The organism is Variovorax sp. efr-133-TYG-130 (genome assembly GCF_030208835.1).
Lineage (GTDB): Bacteria > Pseudomonadota > Gammaproteobacteria > Burkholderiales > Burkholderiaceae_C > Variovorax.
On the sequence record NZ_JARVTD010000002.1, the window covers coordinates 133,079 to 148,736 of the forward strand.

A 15,658-nucleotide genomic window follows, 5' to 3' on the forward strand; every position below is an offset into this window, starting at 1 on the left:
TCGGGCGAAACTCCCGGATTATGTCAAAGGTCAAGCCTTCGCCCCTGCTGCCCGATACGGTCATTGGCGGATACCGCGTTGTACGCCGGCTTTCCGCGGGTGGTTTCGGTGTCGTCTACCTGGCCATCGACCCTGCCGGACAGCAGGTCGCCATCAAGGAGTATCTGCCTTCGTCGCTCGCCACCCGGGGCCCCGACGAACTGGCGCCCCAGGTGCCGCCCGAGAAGCTCTCCCTCTACCGCCTGGGGCTCAAGAGCTTCTTCGAAGAGGGCCGCTCGCTCGCGCAGATCTCGCATGCCTCGGTGGTCAGCGTGCTCAATTTCTTCCGCGAGAACGAGACCGTCTACATGGTCATGAACTACCTGGAGGGCGCCACCCTGCAGGATTTCGTGGTCACGGCGCGCGACCTGAAGAAGCAGAAGGTGTTCCGCGAGTCCACCATCCGGTCGCTGTTCGACGAAATCCTGCGCGGGCTGCGCATCGTCCATCAGTACAAGATGCTGCACCTGGACATCAAGCCGGCCAACATCTTTGTGACCGACGACGACCGCGCCGTGCTGATCGACTTCGGCGCCGCGCGCGAGGTGCTCAGCAAGGAAGGCATCTTCATCCGCCCCATGTACACCCCCGGCTTCGCGGCCCCCGAGATGTACCGGCGCGACTCTTCCATGGGCCCCTGGACCGACATCTACGCCATCGGCGCCTGCATCTACGCCTGCATGCAGGGCTACCCGCCCAACGACGCTCCCCGCCGCATCGAGAAAGACCGCCTCAGCCTGTCGCTGTCGCGCCTGCGCGGCGTGTATTCCGACAACCTGATTGAGGTGGTCGAGTGGTGCATGTCGCTCGACCCCCTGTCGCGCCCGCAATCGGTCTTCGCGCTGCAGAAGGAACTCAGCCGCGAGGGAGAGCGCCGCTACACCAAGCTCACCGTGGGCGAGAAGGTGCGGCTGTCCATCGACAACATCCGCTCCTTCGACAAGAAGGGCCTGCCCAAGGCCGCCGCGCCCACCACGCGGCCCGCATGACATCACCATGAAATTTTCCGTCTTCCAGGTCAGCCGCAAGGGCGGCCGTCTCAAGAACGAAGACCGCATGGGCTATTGCTACACGCGGGAATCGGGCCTGTTCGTGCTGGCCGACGGCATGGGCGGCCATCCGGAAGGCGAAGTGGCGGCGCAGCTGGCCCTGCAGACCATCGCCGCGCTCTACCAGCGCGAAGCACGCCCGATCGTGAAGGACGTGAAAGCCTTCCTGGCCGAATCGGCCATGGCCGCGCACCAGCAGATCATGCGGTACGCCAGCCACAAGGCCATGCTCGACACGCCGCGCACCACCGTCGTCGCGGCCGTGCTGCAGGGCACCACCGCCACCTGGATGCACTGCGGCGACTCCCGCCTGTACGTGGTGCGCGACGGCCGCCTGCTGACCCGCACGCGCGACCACTCCCACGCCGAGCGCCCCAAGCCGCACGGCTCCGACGCGCCCGTCAACCGCAACCTGCTGCTGACCTGCCTCGGCTCGCCGACCACGCCGCTGTTCGACGTGTCCAGCCCGCTGCAGCTGCAGCGCGGCGACCGCCTCATGCTGTGCTCCGACGGCGTGTGGGGCGTGCTCGACGACGCGCTCATCGTGCACACGCTTTCCTCCGGCAAGCCCGTGTCCGACGCCGCCCCCGACCTCGCCGAAATGGCGCTGCGCAAGGGCGGCGCCCACAGCGACAACGTCACGCTCATCGCCCTCGAATGGGAAATGCCCGACAGCACGGGCGACGACCGCAGCGGCGTGTCCACCGAAACCATAGAAGACGGCGTGTTCGCCTCCACCATCCAGGCCGGCATGCCGTCGGACAACGAGATCGACGACCTCGACGAAGACGCCATCGAGCGCTCCATCGCCGAGATCAACGAAGCCATTCGCCGCTCGGCCGCCCGCAAGACCTGAGCGCGCCGTTCGTTCCTTTTTTCCTCTTTCGAGTCTCAAACAATGACTGCTTTCACACGAAGCGGCGGCCGTGCCGCCGACCAGCTGCGCCCGGTGCGCATTACCCGCGGCTTCACCATCCACGCCGAAGGCTCGGTGCTGATCGAGTTCGGCCAGACCCGCGTGCTGTGCACCGCCTCGGTCGAAGAGAAAGTGCCGCCGCACAAGAAGGGCAGCGGCGAAGGCTGGGTCACGGCCGAATACGGCATGCTGCCGCGCGCCACCCACACCCGCAGCAGCCGCGAGGCCGCCAAGGGCAAGCAGACCGGCCGCACGCAGGAAATCCAGCGCCTCATCGGCCGCTCGATGCGCGCCGTGTTCGACCTGGCCGCCCTGGGCGAGCGCACCATCCACCTCGACTGCGACGTGCTGCAGGCCGACGGCGGCACGCGCACCGCGGCCATCACCGGCGCCTTCGTGGCCGCGCAGGACGCGGTCAACAAGCTCATCGCCGCCGGCACCCTGGCCGCATCCCCCATCAAGGGCCACGTGGCCGCCATTTCGGTGGGCATCGTCGAAGGCACGCCGCTGCTCGACCTCGAATACACCGAAGACTCCGCCTGCGACACCGACATGAACGTCGTCATGACCGGCGCCGGCCACTTCGTGGAAGTGCAGGGCACCGCCGAAGGCGTGGCCTTCACCCGCGAAGAAATGAACAGCCTGCTCGGCCTTGCCGAAAAGGGCATCGGCGAACTCGTGACCCTGCAGAAGCAGGCGCTGCTCGCCGCCAACTGACCACCTCCAGCTACTGGCGCCTGCCTTCAAGGCGGGCGCCACAGCCACTTTGACTTTCTATGAAACTGGTTCTGGCTTCCAACAACGCAGGCAAGCTCGCCGAACTCCAGCAACTGTTCGCGGAACTGGCCGTCACGCTCGTGCCGCAATCGGCACTGGGCGTGGGCGAGGCTGAAGAACCCTTCCGCACCTTCGTCGAGAACGCGCTGACCAAGGCGCGCCACGCCAGCGCCGCCACCGGCTTGCCTGCCATCGCAGACGACGCCGGCCTGTGCGTCGACGCATTCGGCGGCCTGCCGGGCGTCGACACCGCCTACTACGCCACCCAGTTCGGCTACGCCAAGGGCGACGCCAACAACGTGAAGGCGCTGCTCGAACAGATGAGCGGTGTCGTCAACCGGCGCGCCGCGCTCGTCAGCACGCTGGTCGCGCTGCGCAGCCACGACGACCCCGAGCCGCTCATCGCCGTGGGCCGCGTCGTCGGCGAGATAGCGCCCGAGCCCGTGGGCGAGAACGGCTTCGGCTTCGACCCCGTGATGTACCTGCCGAGCTTCGGCAAGACCTTTGCCCAATTGACGCCCGAGATCAAGAACGCCAACAGCCACCGTGGCCGCGCGGCGCAGGCCATGCTGGCCCTGATGCGCGAACGCTGGCTGCCCGCGTAATGGCCACCGTCTTCCCGATCCAGCCGGCGCAGCCCACGGGCGCGCCGCAGGCCAACGACGTGCTGCACTGGATGCGGCCCGGCCCGCTGCAGCTCAGCGCGCTGCCGCCGCTGTCGCTCTACATCCACCTGCCGTGGTGCCTGCGCAAGTGCCCGTACTGCGACTTCAATTCGCACGAATGGCGCGCCGCCAGCGAGGCCGACATCGACGGCATTCCCGAGCAGGCGTACATCGACGCGCTCGTGGCCGACCTCGACGCGGCGCTGCCCCTCATCTGGGGGCGCACCGTGCACACCATCTTCATCGGCGGCGGCACGCCGAGCCTGTTCTCGCCACAAGCCATCGACCGCCTGCTGGGCGACGTGCGCGCGCGGCTGAAGCTCGCGCCCGACTGCGAGATCACGCTCGAGGCCAACCCCGGCACCTTCGAACGCAACCGCTTCCGTGCGTTCCGCGCCGCGGGCGTCACGCGCCTGTCGGTGGGCGTGCAGAGCTTCAACGACGAGCACCTGAAGGCGCTGGGCCGCGTGCACGACCGCGCACAAGCCATTGCCGCAGTCGAAGAGGCCGCGAGCGCCTTCGACACCTTCAACCTCGACCTGATGTACGCCCTGCCGGGCCAGACGCTCGAGGGCCTGGAAGCGGACCTTTCGCAAGCCCTGTCGCTCGCGCCGCCGCACCTGTCGGTGTACCACCTGACCATCGAGCCAAACACCTGGTTCGCCAAGTTTCCGCCGACGCTGCCCGAGGACGACATCGCCTACGAAATGCTCGACCGCATCACCGAACGCACCAGCGCCGTCGGCATGACGCGCTATGAAGTGTCGGCCTATGCGCGCGAAGGCCATGCCTGCGGGCACAACCGCAACTACTGGGAGTTTGGCGACTACCTTGGCATAGGCGCAGGCGCGCACAGCAAGCTGAGCTTTGCGCACCGCATCGTGCGTCAGGTGCGCTACCGCGAGCCGCGGCTGTACATGGAAAACGCGCGCGCCGGCGCCGCTGTGTCGCAGAGCGACGAAGTGGCGCTGGCCGACCTGCCGTTCGAGTTCATGCTCAATGCGCTGCGGCTGAAGGCCGGCTTCACGCTGCCCCAGTTCAGCGAACGCACGGGGCTCGCGATGACCGCCATCCAGCGCGGCCTGGAAGAGGCCGAACGCAAGGGGCTCCTGGCGCGCGACCTGTTCCGCGTGTGGCCCACGGAACGCGGGCTGGACTTTCTGAGCGATCTGCAGGCGATGTTCCTGCCGGACGGAGAGTAGGGCGCCGCCGTCGGCTTAAAATCGGCGGTCCCGGAGAGTTGGGTGAGTGGTTTAAACCAGCAGTCTTGAAAACTGCCGACGTGAAAGCGTCCGTGAGTTCGAATCTCACACTCTCCGCCAAGAACAGCTTTTTCAAGACACCGAAACGCGCCTCAGGGCGCGTTTTTCATTGGGGGAGTAGCTATGCTTGGCCGCCCCAAAGCAGCCGTAATGCGCCGTGCAAGTTCTTCGGGGAACCGGTGAGCAGCGTCGAGCTGCTCGAATGGAAAGTGCTGGCGAGCGTCTTTCATGCGTGGCCTGATCACGGCTTTGCGATCCGGCTGAAGCGAGCAGCCGCGCGCCCTCACGAGCCGGCCGCTGGAGCTGCGGCACGCCTTCGCCAAGTTCACCCGGCGCGGCGAAGAGGCGGGCCGCTATTTCTTCATTCGCGGCTGGCACGAAGAGCACGAGTTCCCGGCGGGGTCGGTGTTCCATCTGCGCGAGGATGACATCAACCAAGAAATCTACGGTTTGCCCGAGTACATCAGCGTCCTGCAGTCGGCCTGGCTCAGCGAGGCGGCCACGATGTTCGTCGCAAGTACTGCGCCAACGGCTCGCACGCCGGCTTCATCCTCTACATGACCGACGGGCAGATCGACAACGACGACGCCAACGCGCTGCGCACGGCGCTGAAGAACGCGAAGGGTCCGGGCAACTTCCGCAATCTCTTCCTGCACATGCCAGGCGGCAAGTCGGACGGGTTGAAGCTGATCCCGGTGAGCGAGGTGGCGGCGAAGGATGACTTCTCGGCCATCAAGAACGTGAGCAAGGACGACGTGCTCGCAGCGCATCGCGTGCCGCCTGGCTTGCTCGGCATCGTGCCCACCAACGCCGGCGGCTTCGGCAACGCGCCCGACGCGTTGAAGGTGTTCATTCGGTACGAGATCGCACCGCTGATGCAGCGCTTCCGCGAACTGAACGACATGGTGGGTGAGGAACTGGTGCGGTTCATCGACGTGCCGGAGTAGCCCAGCGCGGTCCGAGACCGCGCACTGAACAGACCCAAGGGCGCGCACAGCGCCCTTTTTTTCGTCCCGGTGTCTCGCGCCCTGCCTCGCGCTGCTCGATGCGTCCACGGGCCTGCCAGTGGCCTCGGCGATGCATCCCTGCCCCGATCCTCCCCCGCCACGTGCCATCAGGCCGCCCCACCCCCTGGCGCGCGGTCTAGCCCCCACCGAGCCTGCTCGCTTCGGGTAGCGGTTTTTACGAACTGGCCACCGCCATGCTCTGCCGCGCCAGTATTGGCTGGCCGCACGGTTCCAGAAGGCTGCTTCAGTATCGACTTTTTACGAGTTTCTATTTCTCGGGGATATAAAGCGGCTTAGAAATTGGAGGCGAATATGAGTGCTGATGTTTGGACCGAGGTGCGTGGTTTGTGCCACCACTACGCATATGCGACGCTAAAGCGTCTGGCCTTAGTCAAGATGCAATTCGAACTGCGCCGCTTTGCGGCCGCGGACATTCGAGAGCAGCGCCGCTCGGGCCTCGTCGGCCGTGTTCCAGCGGGTAGAGACTGGTGACGCATAGAGTTCCACTTCTTTTGAATGGAGGAAATGCAATGCCGCTTGATCTAAGTGCTCACTGATGAAGCGTTGCAGCGTCGGTCCCGCTTGTAGTTTCCAAAGCACCAAGCGGCGCACGGCGCGCACCAGATTGCCCATCGGGGACGGATTTGGCAGCAGATTGATGTCCAAAGTTCTCTTGCGAATACGGCTCAAGTAGCTGTCATCGCAGATCAAGTGCCGCTCCTTCAAATCGTAGGCAATAGCGTCCCAATCGAAAAACGTGCATGCAACGATGTCTTCCAGTCTCTGCACTGGCACGTAACGGCGCGCCCAAGTGGTCTCCAGCGCCCAAAAATCGATCTTCCACGGACCTTGTTTACAGCCAAATCCGCCGAAGCGGTTCGAAGTGGCGCCCAACTCGGCGGCAAGAGCCGCAACATGACCGGCTGGCGCGTCGATCACAAGGTCGAGATCGGAACGAAACCCTTCGCGTCCCTCATGCGCAAAGTCGCGCACGAGCCCGCCGATAACAGCGATCCGATCAAACACGGTGAATCGATCCTCGAGCACTTGGCGCAGGAAGATCATTTCGCCGGTATTGTTTGCCCAGAAGTATCGATCAAGCCGGCGCTTCAGTGCGAGGTTGTTAGGTGCTACTGACATGGGGCAGAGCCTTGATCTCGCTCCAGAGGCGCATCGCATACGTATCGGTCATGCCGGAGATCATGTCCGTTAGCAGACGCAGTTCTCGATAGCGCAGTCCGTTGGCTCCCGAGTCGGGCGTGCCAAGCGTACAGGCCTGCTGGACGTAGTTCGGACTGATTAATGAAAAGACGTAGCTCGAGCGCGCGCTTCGCTTTCTAGATTCGATGTCGCTTACTTTCTCACGATCAGAAATCGCCGACCAGAAGGCAGACATCAACCCGTCCAGCGCGGCCGCGCCGAGCGCCTCCGTCCTTAGGACCAAGGGGTTGTTGAACGCGTACCTCTTCGCAATCTTCTTCAGGCTATTGCAAAGCGGAGAGCTGTCCATTAAGGGTAGTTGATGGCTGAAATCGAAAATGGGGCGCAAATTCCGAATGAACTCTTCGCTTGCGTGGGAGACCAGAGCTTCGATAAATGTCGCCCGCAGATATTGGATCTTGATATCGCGCTGCGCATCGGGGCGCAGCGGCTTTTGCTCAACGTCTGTGAAACGCGAAACTAGTTTGACTACCGCCGGGTCATCCTTCAGGTCGCGTTGCAGGACGACGATCACATCGTCGGGCGACATGACCATCTTCTTGAGTACGTCATCGACGTCCAGCACCGAGTAGGCGATGTCGTCACACGCTTCCATGATCCACGTCAGCGGGTGGCGCTGACCTTCTTCCAATCCAGTTTTCTCACGAACCCAGTCGACTACGTCCTTCTCCGAGGAAAAATAGCCGCCCTTTTTGCGGATTGCGTTATTCGGATCAGCAGCGGCAAATGAGACCGGATATTTAAGCCCTGCGGCCAGCGTCGCTGCTGACAGGTCGAGACCGATCCCATCCACGTGCGTCTGCAGGCGCGTCAGCAGGCGCAAGGCCTGTGGGTTGCCGTCAAACCGCGTGAACTCCAGACGAAGTGCTTCGGGGACAGCCTGTGAAGATTCCAGCTCATGGCCGTTCAGAGCGGACTTGGTAAAGATCCAGTCTTGGCGATTCTCGAACCAGCGGCCAATGGTCGCCTCGCCCTGATGGCCGAAAGGCGGATTGCCCAGGTCGTGCCCAAGTCCAGTCGCCATCAGGATCGGCTGAATGACGTTGAGCAGGGCATCGGAAGCGATGCCGCTGCGCTCGAATTCACCGGGACTCTTTAGGTAGACGCGCGCCCCGATTGAGCGCGCGAGGTTGGCGACCTCGTGTGAATGCGTGAGGCGCGTGCGCACGCTGTCGTTCTCATCCATGGGCCAGACCTGTGTCTTGTCCGCCAAGCGCCGAACCGGCGTTGAGAACAGGAGACGGTCGTAGTCGTGCTGGAACCGCGAACGCAGATCGCCCGAGCCGGGGCTGTCGGGCGTGCCGTCATCGGTAGAAGAGGCTTGGCTTGCAGCAGATTTCTCTGACGTGGAAGCGGGGCGGGGACGGGGCCGGGCCGCGGACGACCAGATGCTCGGTGAAGAAGTGGATGCAACCATAAAGTCATCTTACCCAGCCTCTGAGGAGATCGTTGTCGGGTTCGTTGCATGCTCTTCGAAGGCATATGACGTCTGTTCAATCAGCCTTTTTAATGGCCGGTAGGAGAAGAAAACACCGCGATTTCCCCATTTCTGCTGCATTTCTGGCGGTCACACTCTCCGCCAGAACCAATCTTTGGCAGTTTTTGAAAGTCCCGCGCAGCCTCTGTGAAGGGACTTTTTCATTGGCAGACTACTCCTCGCTGCAGCATCTTCGCGCCTAGCCGGCTCCCAGCGCCGTATTGATGGCCTGCAACAACCTGTCCGCATTCACCGGCTTGAACAAGACCGGCACGCCTGAATCGCGCACGCGCTGAAGGCGTTCCGGCGCGGTCTCGCCAGTGATCAGAAGCAGTGGAATTGGTTTGCCATTGCGCCGATGCAGGCGCAGGCCGGCTTCAAGCCCGCTGCCGCCGTCGGCCAGTCGGAAGTCACACAACAGCAGTTCGAACGGCCGCCCATCTGATTCCGCCTGAGCCAGAGCCATGGCCGCCGCGCGTTCGTCGACGACCGCCTGGACATCGAATGCGTGCGCGCGCAGCAAGGCGCTCATTGCGCTGCGGATTTCGGCTTCGTCGTCGATGAGCAGTACGCGCCGAGGCATAGCGCGTGATGGAGGCTGGGCCGGCAGCTGCCGCATCGACTCTTCCTGCGGACGCGTGGCCGGCACGTGGCTGATTGGCGTGCCGGCTGGACGGCGCGTTGCAGACACATACACACGAAAGCGCGTGCCGCGACCGACCTGCGACTGCACTTCGACGGGATGATCCAGAAGCCGCGATAGCCGTTGCACGATGGACAACCCGATGCCAAGGCCGCGTGCACGGTCGCGCTCCGAGTTGTTGATCTGATAGAACTCCTCGAAGATGCGCTCCAGTTGTTCGGGCGCCATACCGATGCCCGTGTCGCGCACTTCGATCCACATGCGCTCGCCTCGCGAACGCACGCGGACGACGACGCCGCCGCGCGGCGTGTATTTGAGAGCGTTGTCCACCAGGTTCGAGAGCATCCTTTGCAGCAGCAGCTGGTCGCTGCGTACCCACACACCGCCAGCACGTACGCGCAATTGCAGACCTGCCTGCTCGGCGCGGGCCAGGAACACGTGATTGAGCGACACCAGGAGTGCGTCGAGCGCAATGGGCTGGATGTCCGGCGTGATCACGCCTGCGTCGAGACGCGAGACGTCGAGCATGGTGTCCAGCGAGTGGCCGAGCGCATTGACCGAGCGCATGAGCCGCTCCGCGTTCTGACTTTCGGGGTGGTCATGGAGCGCCTTCTGGAGCGCCGCTCCGAAAAGCGCGATGGCGTGCAGGGGTTGGCGCAGATCGTGGCTGGCCGCGGCAAGGAAGCGCGTCTTCTCCGCGCTGGCGCGTTCGGTCGCCGCAATCTGCTCGCCAAGGCGGGTCGCGAGCGACTCGTTCTCGAAGCGCAGAATCAGCGCGTCGGTCAATTGCTTGTTCTGCAGGACGCCGCGGCGCAGGGCAAACAGCAGATACGCACTGCCTACCGCAGCCAAGAACAGGTTGATTCCGTCGCTGTGCCAGAGCAACGCACCGATCAGCCCTCCCATCATCGGAATGCCATAGCCGAACAGCGAGGCGGTCATGGGCCACAAGGATTGCATGGCAAGGCCGCAGCCGACCATGATCAGTATGGCCATCAGGGCCGTGACTTGCGGGTCTTGCGTCGAAACGAAAAACCAGGGCACGGGTGCGGTGGCCACCCCGATCAGTGTCATCTGGAACGTGTGCCTGCGCGCCCAACGTGGACCATCGGCCAGCGGTACGCCGGCATCCCAGCGCGGCGACAACAGCACGTACAAATTCGCGCAGGCGAGCATCGCCACGAAGGGCAGCACCAACGGCAACTTCAAATAGAAGTACCCCATCGCTCCGCCGATGAAGGTAAAGCAAAGGTGGCCGCAAACGCCGGCCATTCGCGCTGCATAGACGGAAGAAAGATGCTCGCGCAGAACACGCAGGTCGTTGGGGGTGTCGATGGTGGGGTTGTTCAATGGGAGGCCGGCGGATCATGCGACGTTGCACCGATTCTGCATGTGAGGCTTTCGCCTCGCTGCTCACAGCGGATCCAGCGAGCCGTCGTCAATCTGCTGCGCCTGCTGCGAGCCATGCCGCGAACGCGCACGCCGCACCAGCAGCCCGATAAGCAGCGCCGCCGCCGCAGAACCCGCCAGCGCCCCCGAACTACCCAGCAACTGCGCAAGGCTGTCCACAGTCTCGACGCTGACCTGCTGCGCGTGATGCACCAGCGCCACCATGTCGGCGGCGTGCACGTTCTGCAGGTCGTCGATGCGCACGTTCAGGTCCTGCCCCGCGCTGCGGAAGCGGATCTTCGCGAAGATGCCGTTGGCAATCGCCACGAGAGAGAGCACGCCCAGCGGGCGCAGCAGTGTCTCCACGAGGCGGCGGCGTTCGTCGGTGGGTGCGGACTCGTACACCTGCGCCACCAGCGCGGGGATCGCGTTTTCGTCGGACGTGGGTTCGGGGGATGGTGATGCGGCCGTGCGGCCTGTGGGTTGCGATGGATTGGAGGCCATGGCGTCGTCTTCCTTTGCGTGCCGGACCCTGCATGTTCGTCCCGCAGCCGAGCCGTTTTGATGAACGGACCGTAAAGCTGCGTTGAATTTACGAAACCGCTGGTGGCGCAAAGGTATCGGTGCGCGAGAAGGATTAGCCCGGCATTAGCGCCGGGCCTTCTCGCTCATTCGATCCTGAAGACGAACTCCTGCGTTGCCACGACCTCGGCATCGCCCGTGGTCTGGCATTCGTAGCGCATCATCGCCGAGCGCACTGCCGATTGGTAGACCTTGGGCCCGGAGAGAAAGCGCACCTCCGTCACGTGCCCGCCCTTGATGCGCACCTCGGCCTTGACGACACCGCCGATGCCTTCGTCCAGCGCCTTGCGCGGCATCTCGGGCTTCACCTGCCTGGGGCAGGCCACCGCGATGTCGGTGGACGCGGCTTGCGGCGGTGCGGGAGGCGCGGGCGGTGCCGGCGGCGCGGCGGGCGGTGGCGCCACCGGCTCGGTGCTCTGCACGGCGGTGATGGCGGGCGCGGTGCTCGGCGGTGGCGTTACCGCCGGCGGCGGCACGTAGGCCGGGCGTGGCGGCGGCGGTGCCTTCGGCGTCTCCTGCCGGATGATCTTCTTCGGTGGAGGCGGCGGGGGAGGGGGCGGCGGTGGCGGCACCTTCACCTCCGTGATGATGGTCGCGTCCATCGGCTTCTTGATCATCTCGATGGTCTTGCGCGCCAGGCCCGAGACCAGCGCGTAGCCCACCAGCATGTGGAACAGCACCATCACGCCGATGCCCACGGGGCCGAAGCGGGACTTGGGGTCGAAGTCGTTGGCGCGGCTCATGGCACGAACTGCTCCGAGCCCATGATGCCCAGCTTGGTCAGGCCCGACCGCTGGGCCGAGGCCATCACGCCGGCCACCACGTCGTAGCGGGCCTGCTTGTCGGGGCGCAGGTGCACTTCGGGCTGCACCGGTTGTGCCGCGAGTTGCTCGAAGCGCCGCTCGACCTCGGACAGTTCCGCCACGGCCTCGCCGTTCCACAGCACGGTGCTGCGCTCGTCGATGTCCACGCGCAGCACCTCGGGCTTGATGTCGCTGGGCGGTGGGTTGCCGTTGGGCATGTTCAGGTTCACCGCGTGCAGCTGTATCGGGATGGTGATGATGAGCATGATCAGCAGCACCAGCATCACGTCGATCAGCGGCGTGGTGTTGATGTCCATCATGGGCTCGTCGGTGGGGGTGCCGCTGCGGCGCCCCTGTTTTTCTTTTCGCATGGCTGTGTGTGTGTTCTCAGTTGCGCGCGGGCGGCTCGGTGATGAAGCCGACCTTGACGATGCCGGCCGACTGGCACGCGTAGATGATCTTTCCCACCGGCTCGTACACCGAGTGCCAGTCGCCGCGGATGTGCACCTCGGGCTGCGGGTTGAGGGCGGCCACTTTCTTCAGCCGCTCGGCCAGGCTGTTCACGTCGCGCACCGGCGTGTCGTACCAGTAGATGCGCCCGGCCGTGTCCACCGACAGCACGATGGTGTCGGGCTTGCTCTCGCGCACCTCGTTGCGCTGCTTCGGCACCTCCACCGGCACCGAGTAATTGACCACCGGGATGGTGATGAGGAAGATGATCAGCAGCACCAGCATCACGTCGACCAGCGGCGTGGTGTTGATGGCCGCGATGGCCTGTTCCTCGTCGCCGCCGCCGGATGGGATGTTCATCGCCATGGTGTGGCTCGCTTCGCGTGCGGTGGTGGCGCGGCGCTCAGGCGGTGGCCCGGCCCGACAGGATCACAGAGTGCAGCTCGCCGCTGAATTCGCGCACGTCGTCCATCACCGTGATGTTGCGGCGCAGGAGCCAGTTGTAGCCCAGCACCGCGGGCACGGCCACGGCCAGGCCGATGGCGGTCATGATGAGCGACTCGCCCACCGGCCCGGCCACCTTGTCGATAGACGCCTGCCCGGCAATGCCGATAGCGGTGAGCGCGTGGTAGATGCCCCAGACGGTGCCGAACAGGCCTACGAAAGGCGCGGTGGAGCCCACGGTGGCCAGCAGCGACATGCCGTTGCTCAGGCGCCGGTTCACGCGTTCGGTGGCGCGGTGGATGCACAGGTCGACGAAGTCCGCGAAGTCGACCTTGCCGCGCAGGCCGTCATGCTTGCGCGTGGCATGCACGCCCGCATCGGCGATGAAGCGGAAGGGGCTGCCTTCGGCGAGCTTGGCGGTGCCGGCCTGCACGCTGCCCTGGTTCCAGAACTCGTTGTCGACTTCCTTCGCCTGCCGGCCCATGCGCATCTGCTCGAGCAGCTTGGTGACGATGACGTACCAGCTGCCCATCGACATGATCGCCAGGATGGCCAGCACGGCCTTGGCCACCAGGTCGCTCTGCGCCCAGAGCGCGCCGATGCCGTAGGGGTTGTCGACCTTGGTGGCCGCTGCCGCCGGCACCGTGGCCGGTGCCGTGGGGGCAGCAGTGGCCGTGGGCGCAACGGCGGGCGAGGGTTCCGGCGCGGCCTGGGGGTTGGCGGCATTCGGCGCGGCGGTCAGGCAGAGCGCCAGGGCGAGCGGAGCGGCCACGGCCATCAGCTTCGCGAAAAAGGTCTTCATCATGAGTGACTCCAAAAAACAAAACGGAGGGCGATGCGGGCGCGCGTTCAGGCCGCGCGCCAGCCAAGGGCCTTGCCCCACACGGCGTACACGCTCGCGCTGCTGCCGCGCACCACGTGGTAGCGGTCGTAGGGGGCCGCGGTCATGCAGGCGTGATGCGGAAGAATGCGCACGCGGCTGCCGATGGGCAGTGCCTCGAACATGGCCCGCAGGTCGTCGTCGCCATCGCCTTCGGTGGCGATCAGGCCGTGCTCCTGGTGCAGCTCGGCCACGCGCAGTCCGGGCAACGGCGTGGTGCCGTCCGCGCGGCACACCAGCCCGAAGCCCAGGCCGCGGCGGAACTCGGCCGCCGACTCGTCCTTCGACAGCGCGAGCGCGCCGGCGTCGATGAGCACGCGGCGCGAACGCGGGTTGTGGCCGATCACCGTGGCCAGCACCGACAGCGCGATGTCCTCGATGCCGCAGATGCCGCGCGCGGCCTGGTCCAGGTCGAAGAATGTGTAGACGCCGGGGCGCATTTCGGTGACGCCGTCCAGCCGCTCGGCACACACCGCGGTCGGCGTGGCGCCCACGCTGACCACATCCACCGTGAAGCCGGCCGCGCGCAGGCACTCCGCGGCACGCACCGCGCCGGCACGCTCGGCCTCGGCGATGGCGCGGATCGAATCCAGCCCCTCGGCGTGGTAGCTGTGGCCGGCGTGGGTGAGCACGCCGGCCAGCGTCAGCGATTCGCTGCGTTGCACTTCGGCCGCGATGGCGAGCAGCGTTTCTTCATCACCGGGCGCGACACCGCCGCGGCCGCCGCCGGTATCGACCTCGATCAGCAGGCCGAAGCTCGCGCCCAGGGCGCGCGCACGCGCGGCCACCGCCCGCACCGCTCCGACGCAGTCCGCGAGCAGGTTCACGCGGGCGCCGTGCATGCGCTGCACGCGATGCAGCGCATCGATCTTGCCGGCGCTGATGCCTACCGCGTAGGTCAGGTCCAGGAAGCCGTAGCGCGCGAAGTAGTCGGCCTCGGCCACGGTGGACACGGTGATGGCGCCGCTGTGCCCGCGTGTGGCCAGGCGCGCCACCTCGGCCGACTTGGAAGTCTTCAGGTGCGGGCGCAGCGCCACGCCGTGCCGCGCCGCGCGCTGCGCCATCGCGTCGCAGTTGCGTTCGAGGACGGTGCTGTCGAGCAGCAGCGCCGGCGTGTTCAGCTCGGCCAGCGCCGTGTGCGAGAGCTGCGTCATCGGGCGCATCCGAGCTCCGCCATGACCCAGTCGACTTCTTCGGCAATGCGGTTCACGAAAGGCGGCAGCACCACCAGCGTCATGTGCTCGGCGCCTTCTATGCGATGCAGGCGGCTTCGCTTCGACAGCGCCGCATGCGCCTCCTGGTACTCGGGCCAGCGCCGCTGCACTTCGGCGCCTTCCTCGGCACCCGGCGGCAGCTTCTGCATGACCGTGGCCGAAAGCACCGACAGCGGCCGCGTGCCCAGGTCCGGCGACGCGCCCGCCTGCCGCGCGACGTGCTGCAGGCCTTCATGTTCCTTCATCATCGTGTCGACGGTTTCCGGCGTGTAGTTCGCGGCCATCTGCCGCAGCACATGGGGCATGTCGGCAAAGATGGCCTGGACCGGCGCGAACTCCGGCGGCGGCAGGCCGCCGGCCTGGAACTCGGCGCGCTTCTTGCGCTCCGGTGCCAACGTTTCCGCCGGCAGGCCCTTGAAAACTTCGAACTGCTCCGGATGGCTGGCGTCGAGCATCACCACGCCGGCCACCTGCTCCGGATAAAGGCCGGTGTAGATGCGGTTCAGCAGGCCGCCCAGCGAATGGCCGATCAGCACGATCGGGCCGGTCACGCCGGCCGCGGCCAGCAGCGCATGCAGATTCTGCGCGTTGCGCTTGCCGTCGAATGGCGCGTCGTCTGCCTCGCTCCAGCCCATGCCGGCGCGGTCGTAGCTGATCACCGGGTACTTGGCCGACAGCGCTTGCTGCAGGCGTGCGTAGACAGGCGAGGCGCAGCCGCCGCCGGCTTCGAGCACCAGCGTGGGATGCGACGCACTGGCCGGCGCGGGGCCGCTGCGCTGCAGGTGCATCCGGCGGCCGTCGACGATGTACAGCTCGCCCGGCGCGGGCATGCCGCGCCCG

15 protein-coding genes, 1 tRNA gene and 1 pseudogene are annotated in these 15,658 nt (G+C 65.6%); 7 read left to right on the plus strand and 10 right to left on the minus strand.

Features of this window, described 5'->3' with window-relative positions; all coding sequences use genetic code 11:
- The first annotated feature begins 20 nt into the window (after positions 1-20).
- The 7 genes and pseudogenes from QRN67_RS01535 to QRN67_RS01565 form a co-directional block, all read left to right on the plus strand.
- Positions 21-1,028, plus strand: a complete 1,008-nt coding sequence (locus QRN67_RS01535) for a serine/threonine protein kinase (protein ID WP_081269837.1) — start codon at positions 21-23, stop codon at positions 1,026-1,028.
- 7 nt (positions 1,029-1,035) lie between these two features.
- Positions 1,036-1,944 (plus strand): PP2C family protein-serine/threonine phosphatase, encoded by a 909-nt coding sequence (locus tag QRN67_RS01540; RefSeq protein ID WP_081269836.1) that lies wholly within the window; start codon positions 1,036-1,038, stop codon positions 1,942-1,944.
- A gap of 42 nt (positions 1,945-1,986) precedes the next feature.
- Positions 1,987-2,721, plus strand: coding sequence for a ribonuclease PH (gene rph, locus QRN67_RS01545; RefSeq protein WP_285410017.1), 735 nt, complete (start codon positions 1,987-1,989; stop codon positions 2,719-2,721).
- A 59-nt stretch (positions 2,722-2,780) separates the two neighbouring features.
- A complete protein-coding gene (gene rdgB / locus QRN67_RS01550) occupies positions 2,781-3,386 on the plus strand; it encodes an RdgB/HAM1 family non-canonical purine NTP pyrophosphatase (RefSeq protein WP_106936935.1) in 606 nt (201 codons plus the stop codon).
- Positions 3,386-4,648, plus strand: coding sequence for a radical SAM family heme chaperone HemW (gene hemW, locus QRN67_RS01555; RefSeq protein WP_285410018.1), 1,263 nt, complete (start codon positions 3,386-3,388; stop codon positions 4,646-4,648). The genes rdgB and hemW overlap by 1 nt, the downstream gene beginning before the upstream one ends.
- A gap of 32 nt (positions 4,649-4,680) precedes the next feature.
- Positions 4,681-4,768 (plus strand) — tRNA-Ser (locus QRN67_RS01560).
- A gap of 207 nt (positions 4,769-4,975) precedes the next feature.
- Positions 4,976-5,655: pseudogene (locus QRN67_RS01565) on the plus strand (phage portal protein); the annotation flags it as partial.
- Between the two features lie 447 nt (positions 5,656-6,102).
- Here QRN67_RS01565 and QRN67_RS01570 read toward each other — a convergent pair.
- The 10 genes from QRN67_RS01570 to QRN67_RS01615 all read right to left on the minus strand — a co-directional run bounded on the left by QRN67_RS01570 (position 6,103) and on the right by QRN67_RS01615 (position 15,648).
- On the minus strand, positions 6,103-6,855 hold the full coding sequence (locus tag QRN67_RS01570) for a hypothetical protein (RefSeq protein ID WP_285410019.1): 753 nt from the start codon (positions 6,853-6,855) through the stop codon (positions 6,103-6,105).
- Complete coding sequence (locus QRN67_RS01575) at positions 6,839-8,353, minus strand: deoxyguanosinetriphosphate triphosphohydrolase family protein (RefSeq protein WP_285410020.1); 1,515 nt, start codon at positions 8,351-8,353, stop codon at positions 6,839-6,841. Before QRN67_RS01575 ends, QRN67_RS01570 begins: the two co-directional genes overlap by 17 nt.
- 259 nt (positions 8,354-8,612) lie before the next feature.
- Entirely contained in the window at positions 8,613-10,406 is a 1,794-nt protein-coding gene (locus QRN67_RS01580; RefSeq protein WP_285410022.1) for an ATP-binding protein, read from the minus strand.
- Between the two features lie 63 nt (positions 10,407-10,469).
- Positions 10,470-10,949 carry a hypothetical protein gene (locus QRN67_RS01585; RefSeq protein WP_285410023.1) on the minus strand — a complete coding sequence of 160 codons (480 nt, stop codon included), beginning with the start codon at positions 10,947-10,949 and terminating at the stop codon, positions 10,470-10,472.
- A 164-nt stretch (positions 10,950-11,113) separates the two neighbouring features.
- Complete coding sequence (locus QRN67_RS01590; RefSeq protein ID WP_285410024.1) at positions 11,114-11,770, minus strand: energy transducer TonB; 657 nt, start codon at positions 11,768-11,770, stop codon at positions 11,114-11,116.
- Positions 11,767-12,201 (minus strand): ExbD/TolR family protein, encoded by a 435-nt coding sequence (locus QRN67_RS01595; RefSeq protein ID WP_106936979.1) that lies wholly within the window; start codon positions 12,199-12,201, stop codon positions 11,767-11,769. Before QRN67_RS01595 ends, QRN67_RS01590 begins: the two co-directional genes overlap by 4 nt.
- A 16-nt stretch (positions 12,202-12,217) precedes the next feature.
- Positions 12,218-12,646, minus strand: coding sequence for an ExbD/TolR family protein (locus QRN67_RS01600; RefSeq protein ID WP_081267865.1), 429 nt, complete (start codon positions 12,644-12,646; stop codon positions 12,218-12,220).
- 37 nt (positions 12,647-12,683) lie between these two features.
- Positions 12,684-13,529 carry a MotA/TolQ/ExbB proton channel family protein gene (locus QRN67_RS01605; protein WP_285410028.1) on the minus strand — a complete coding sequence of 282 codons (846 nt, stop codon included), beginning with the start codon at positions 13,527-13,529 and terminating at the stop codon, positions 12,684-12,686.
- Between the two features lie 44 nt (positions 13,530-13,573).
- Positions 13,574-14,758: an alanine racemase gene (locus QRN67_RS01610; RefSeq protein WP_285410030.1), complete on the minus strand. Its 1,185-nt coding sequence runs from the start codon at positions 14,756-14,758 to the stop codon at positions 13,574-13,576.
- Entirely contained in the window at positions 14,755-15,648 is an 894-nt protein-coding gene (locus QRN67_RS01615; RefSeq protein WP_350226804.1) for an alpha/beta hydrolase, read from the minus strand. Before QRN67_RS01615 ends, QRN67_RS01610 begins: the two co-directional genes overlap by 4 nt.
- Positions 15,649-15,658 lie beyond the last annotated feature (10 nt).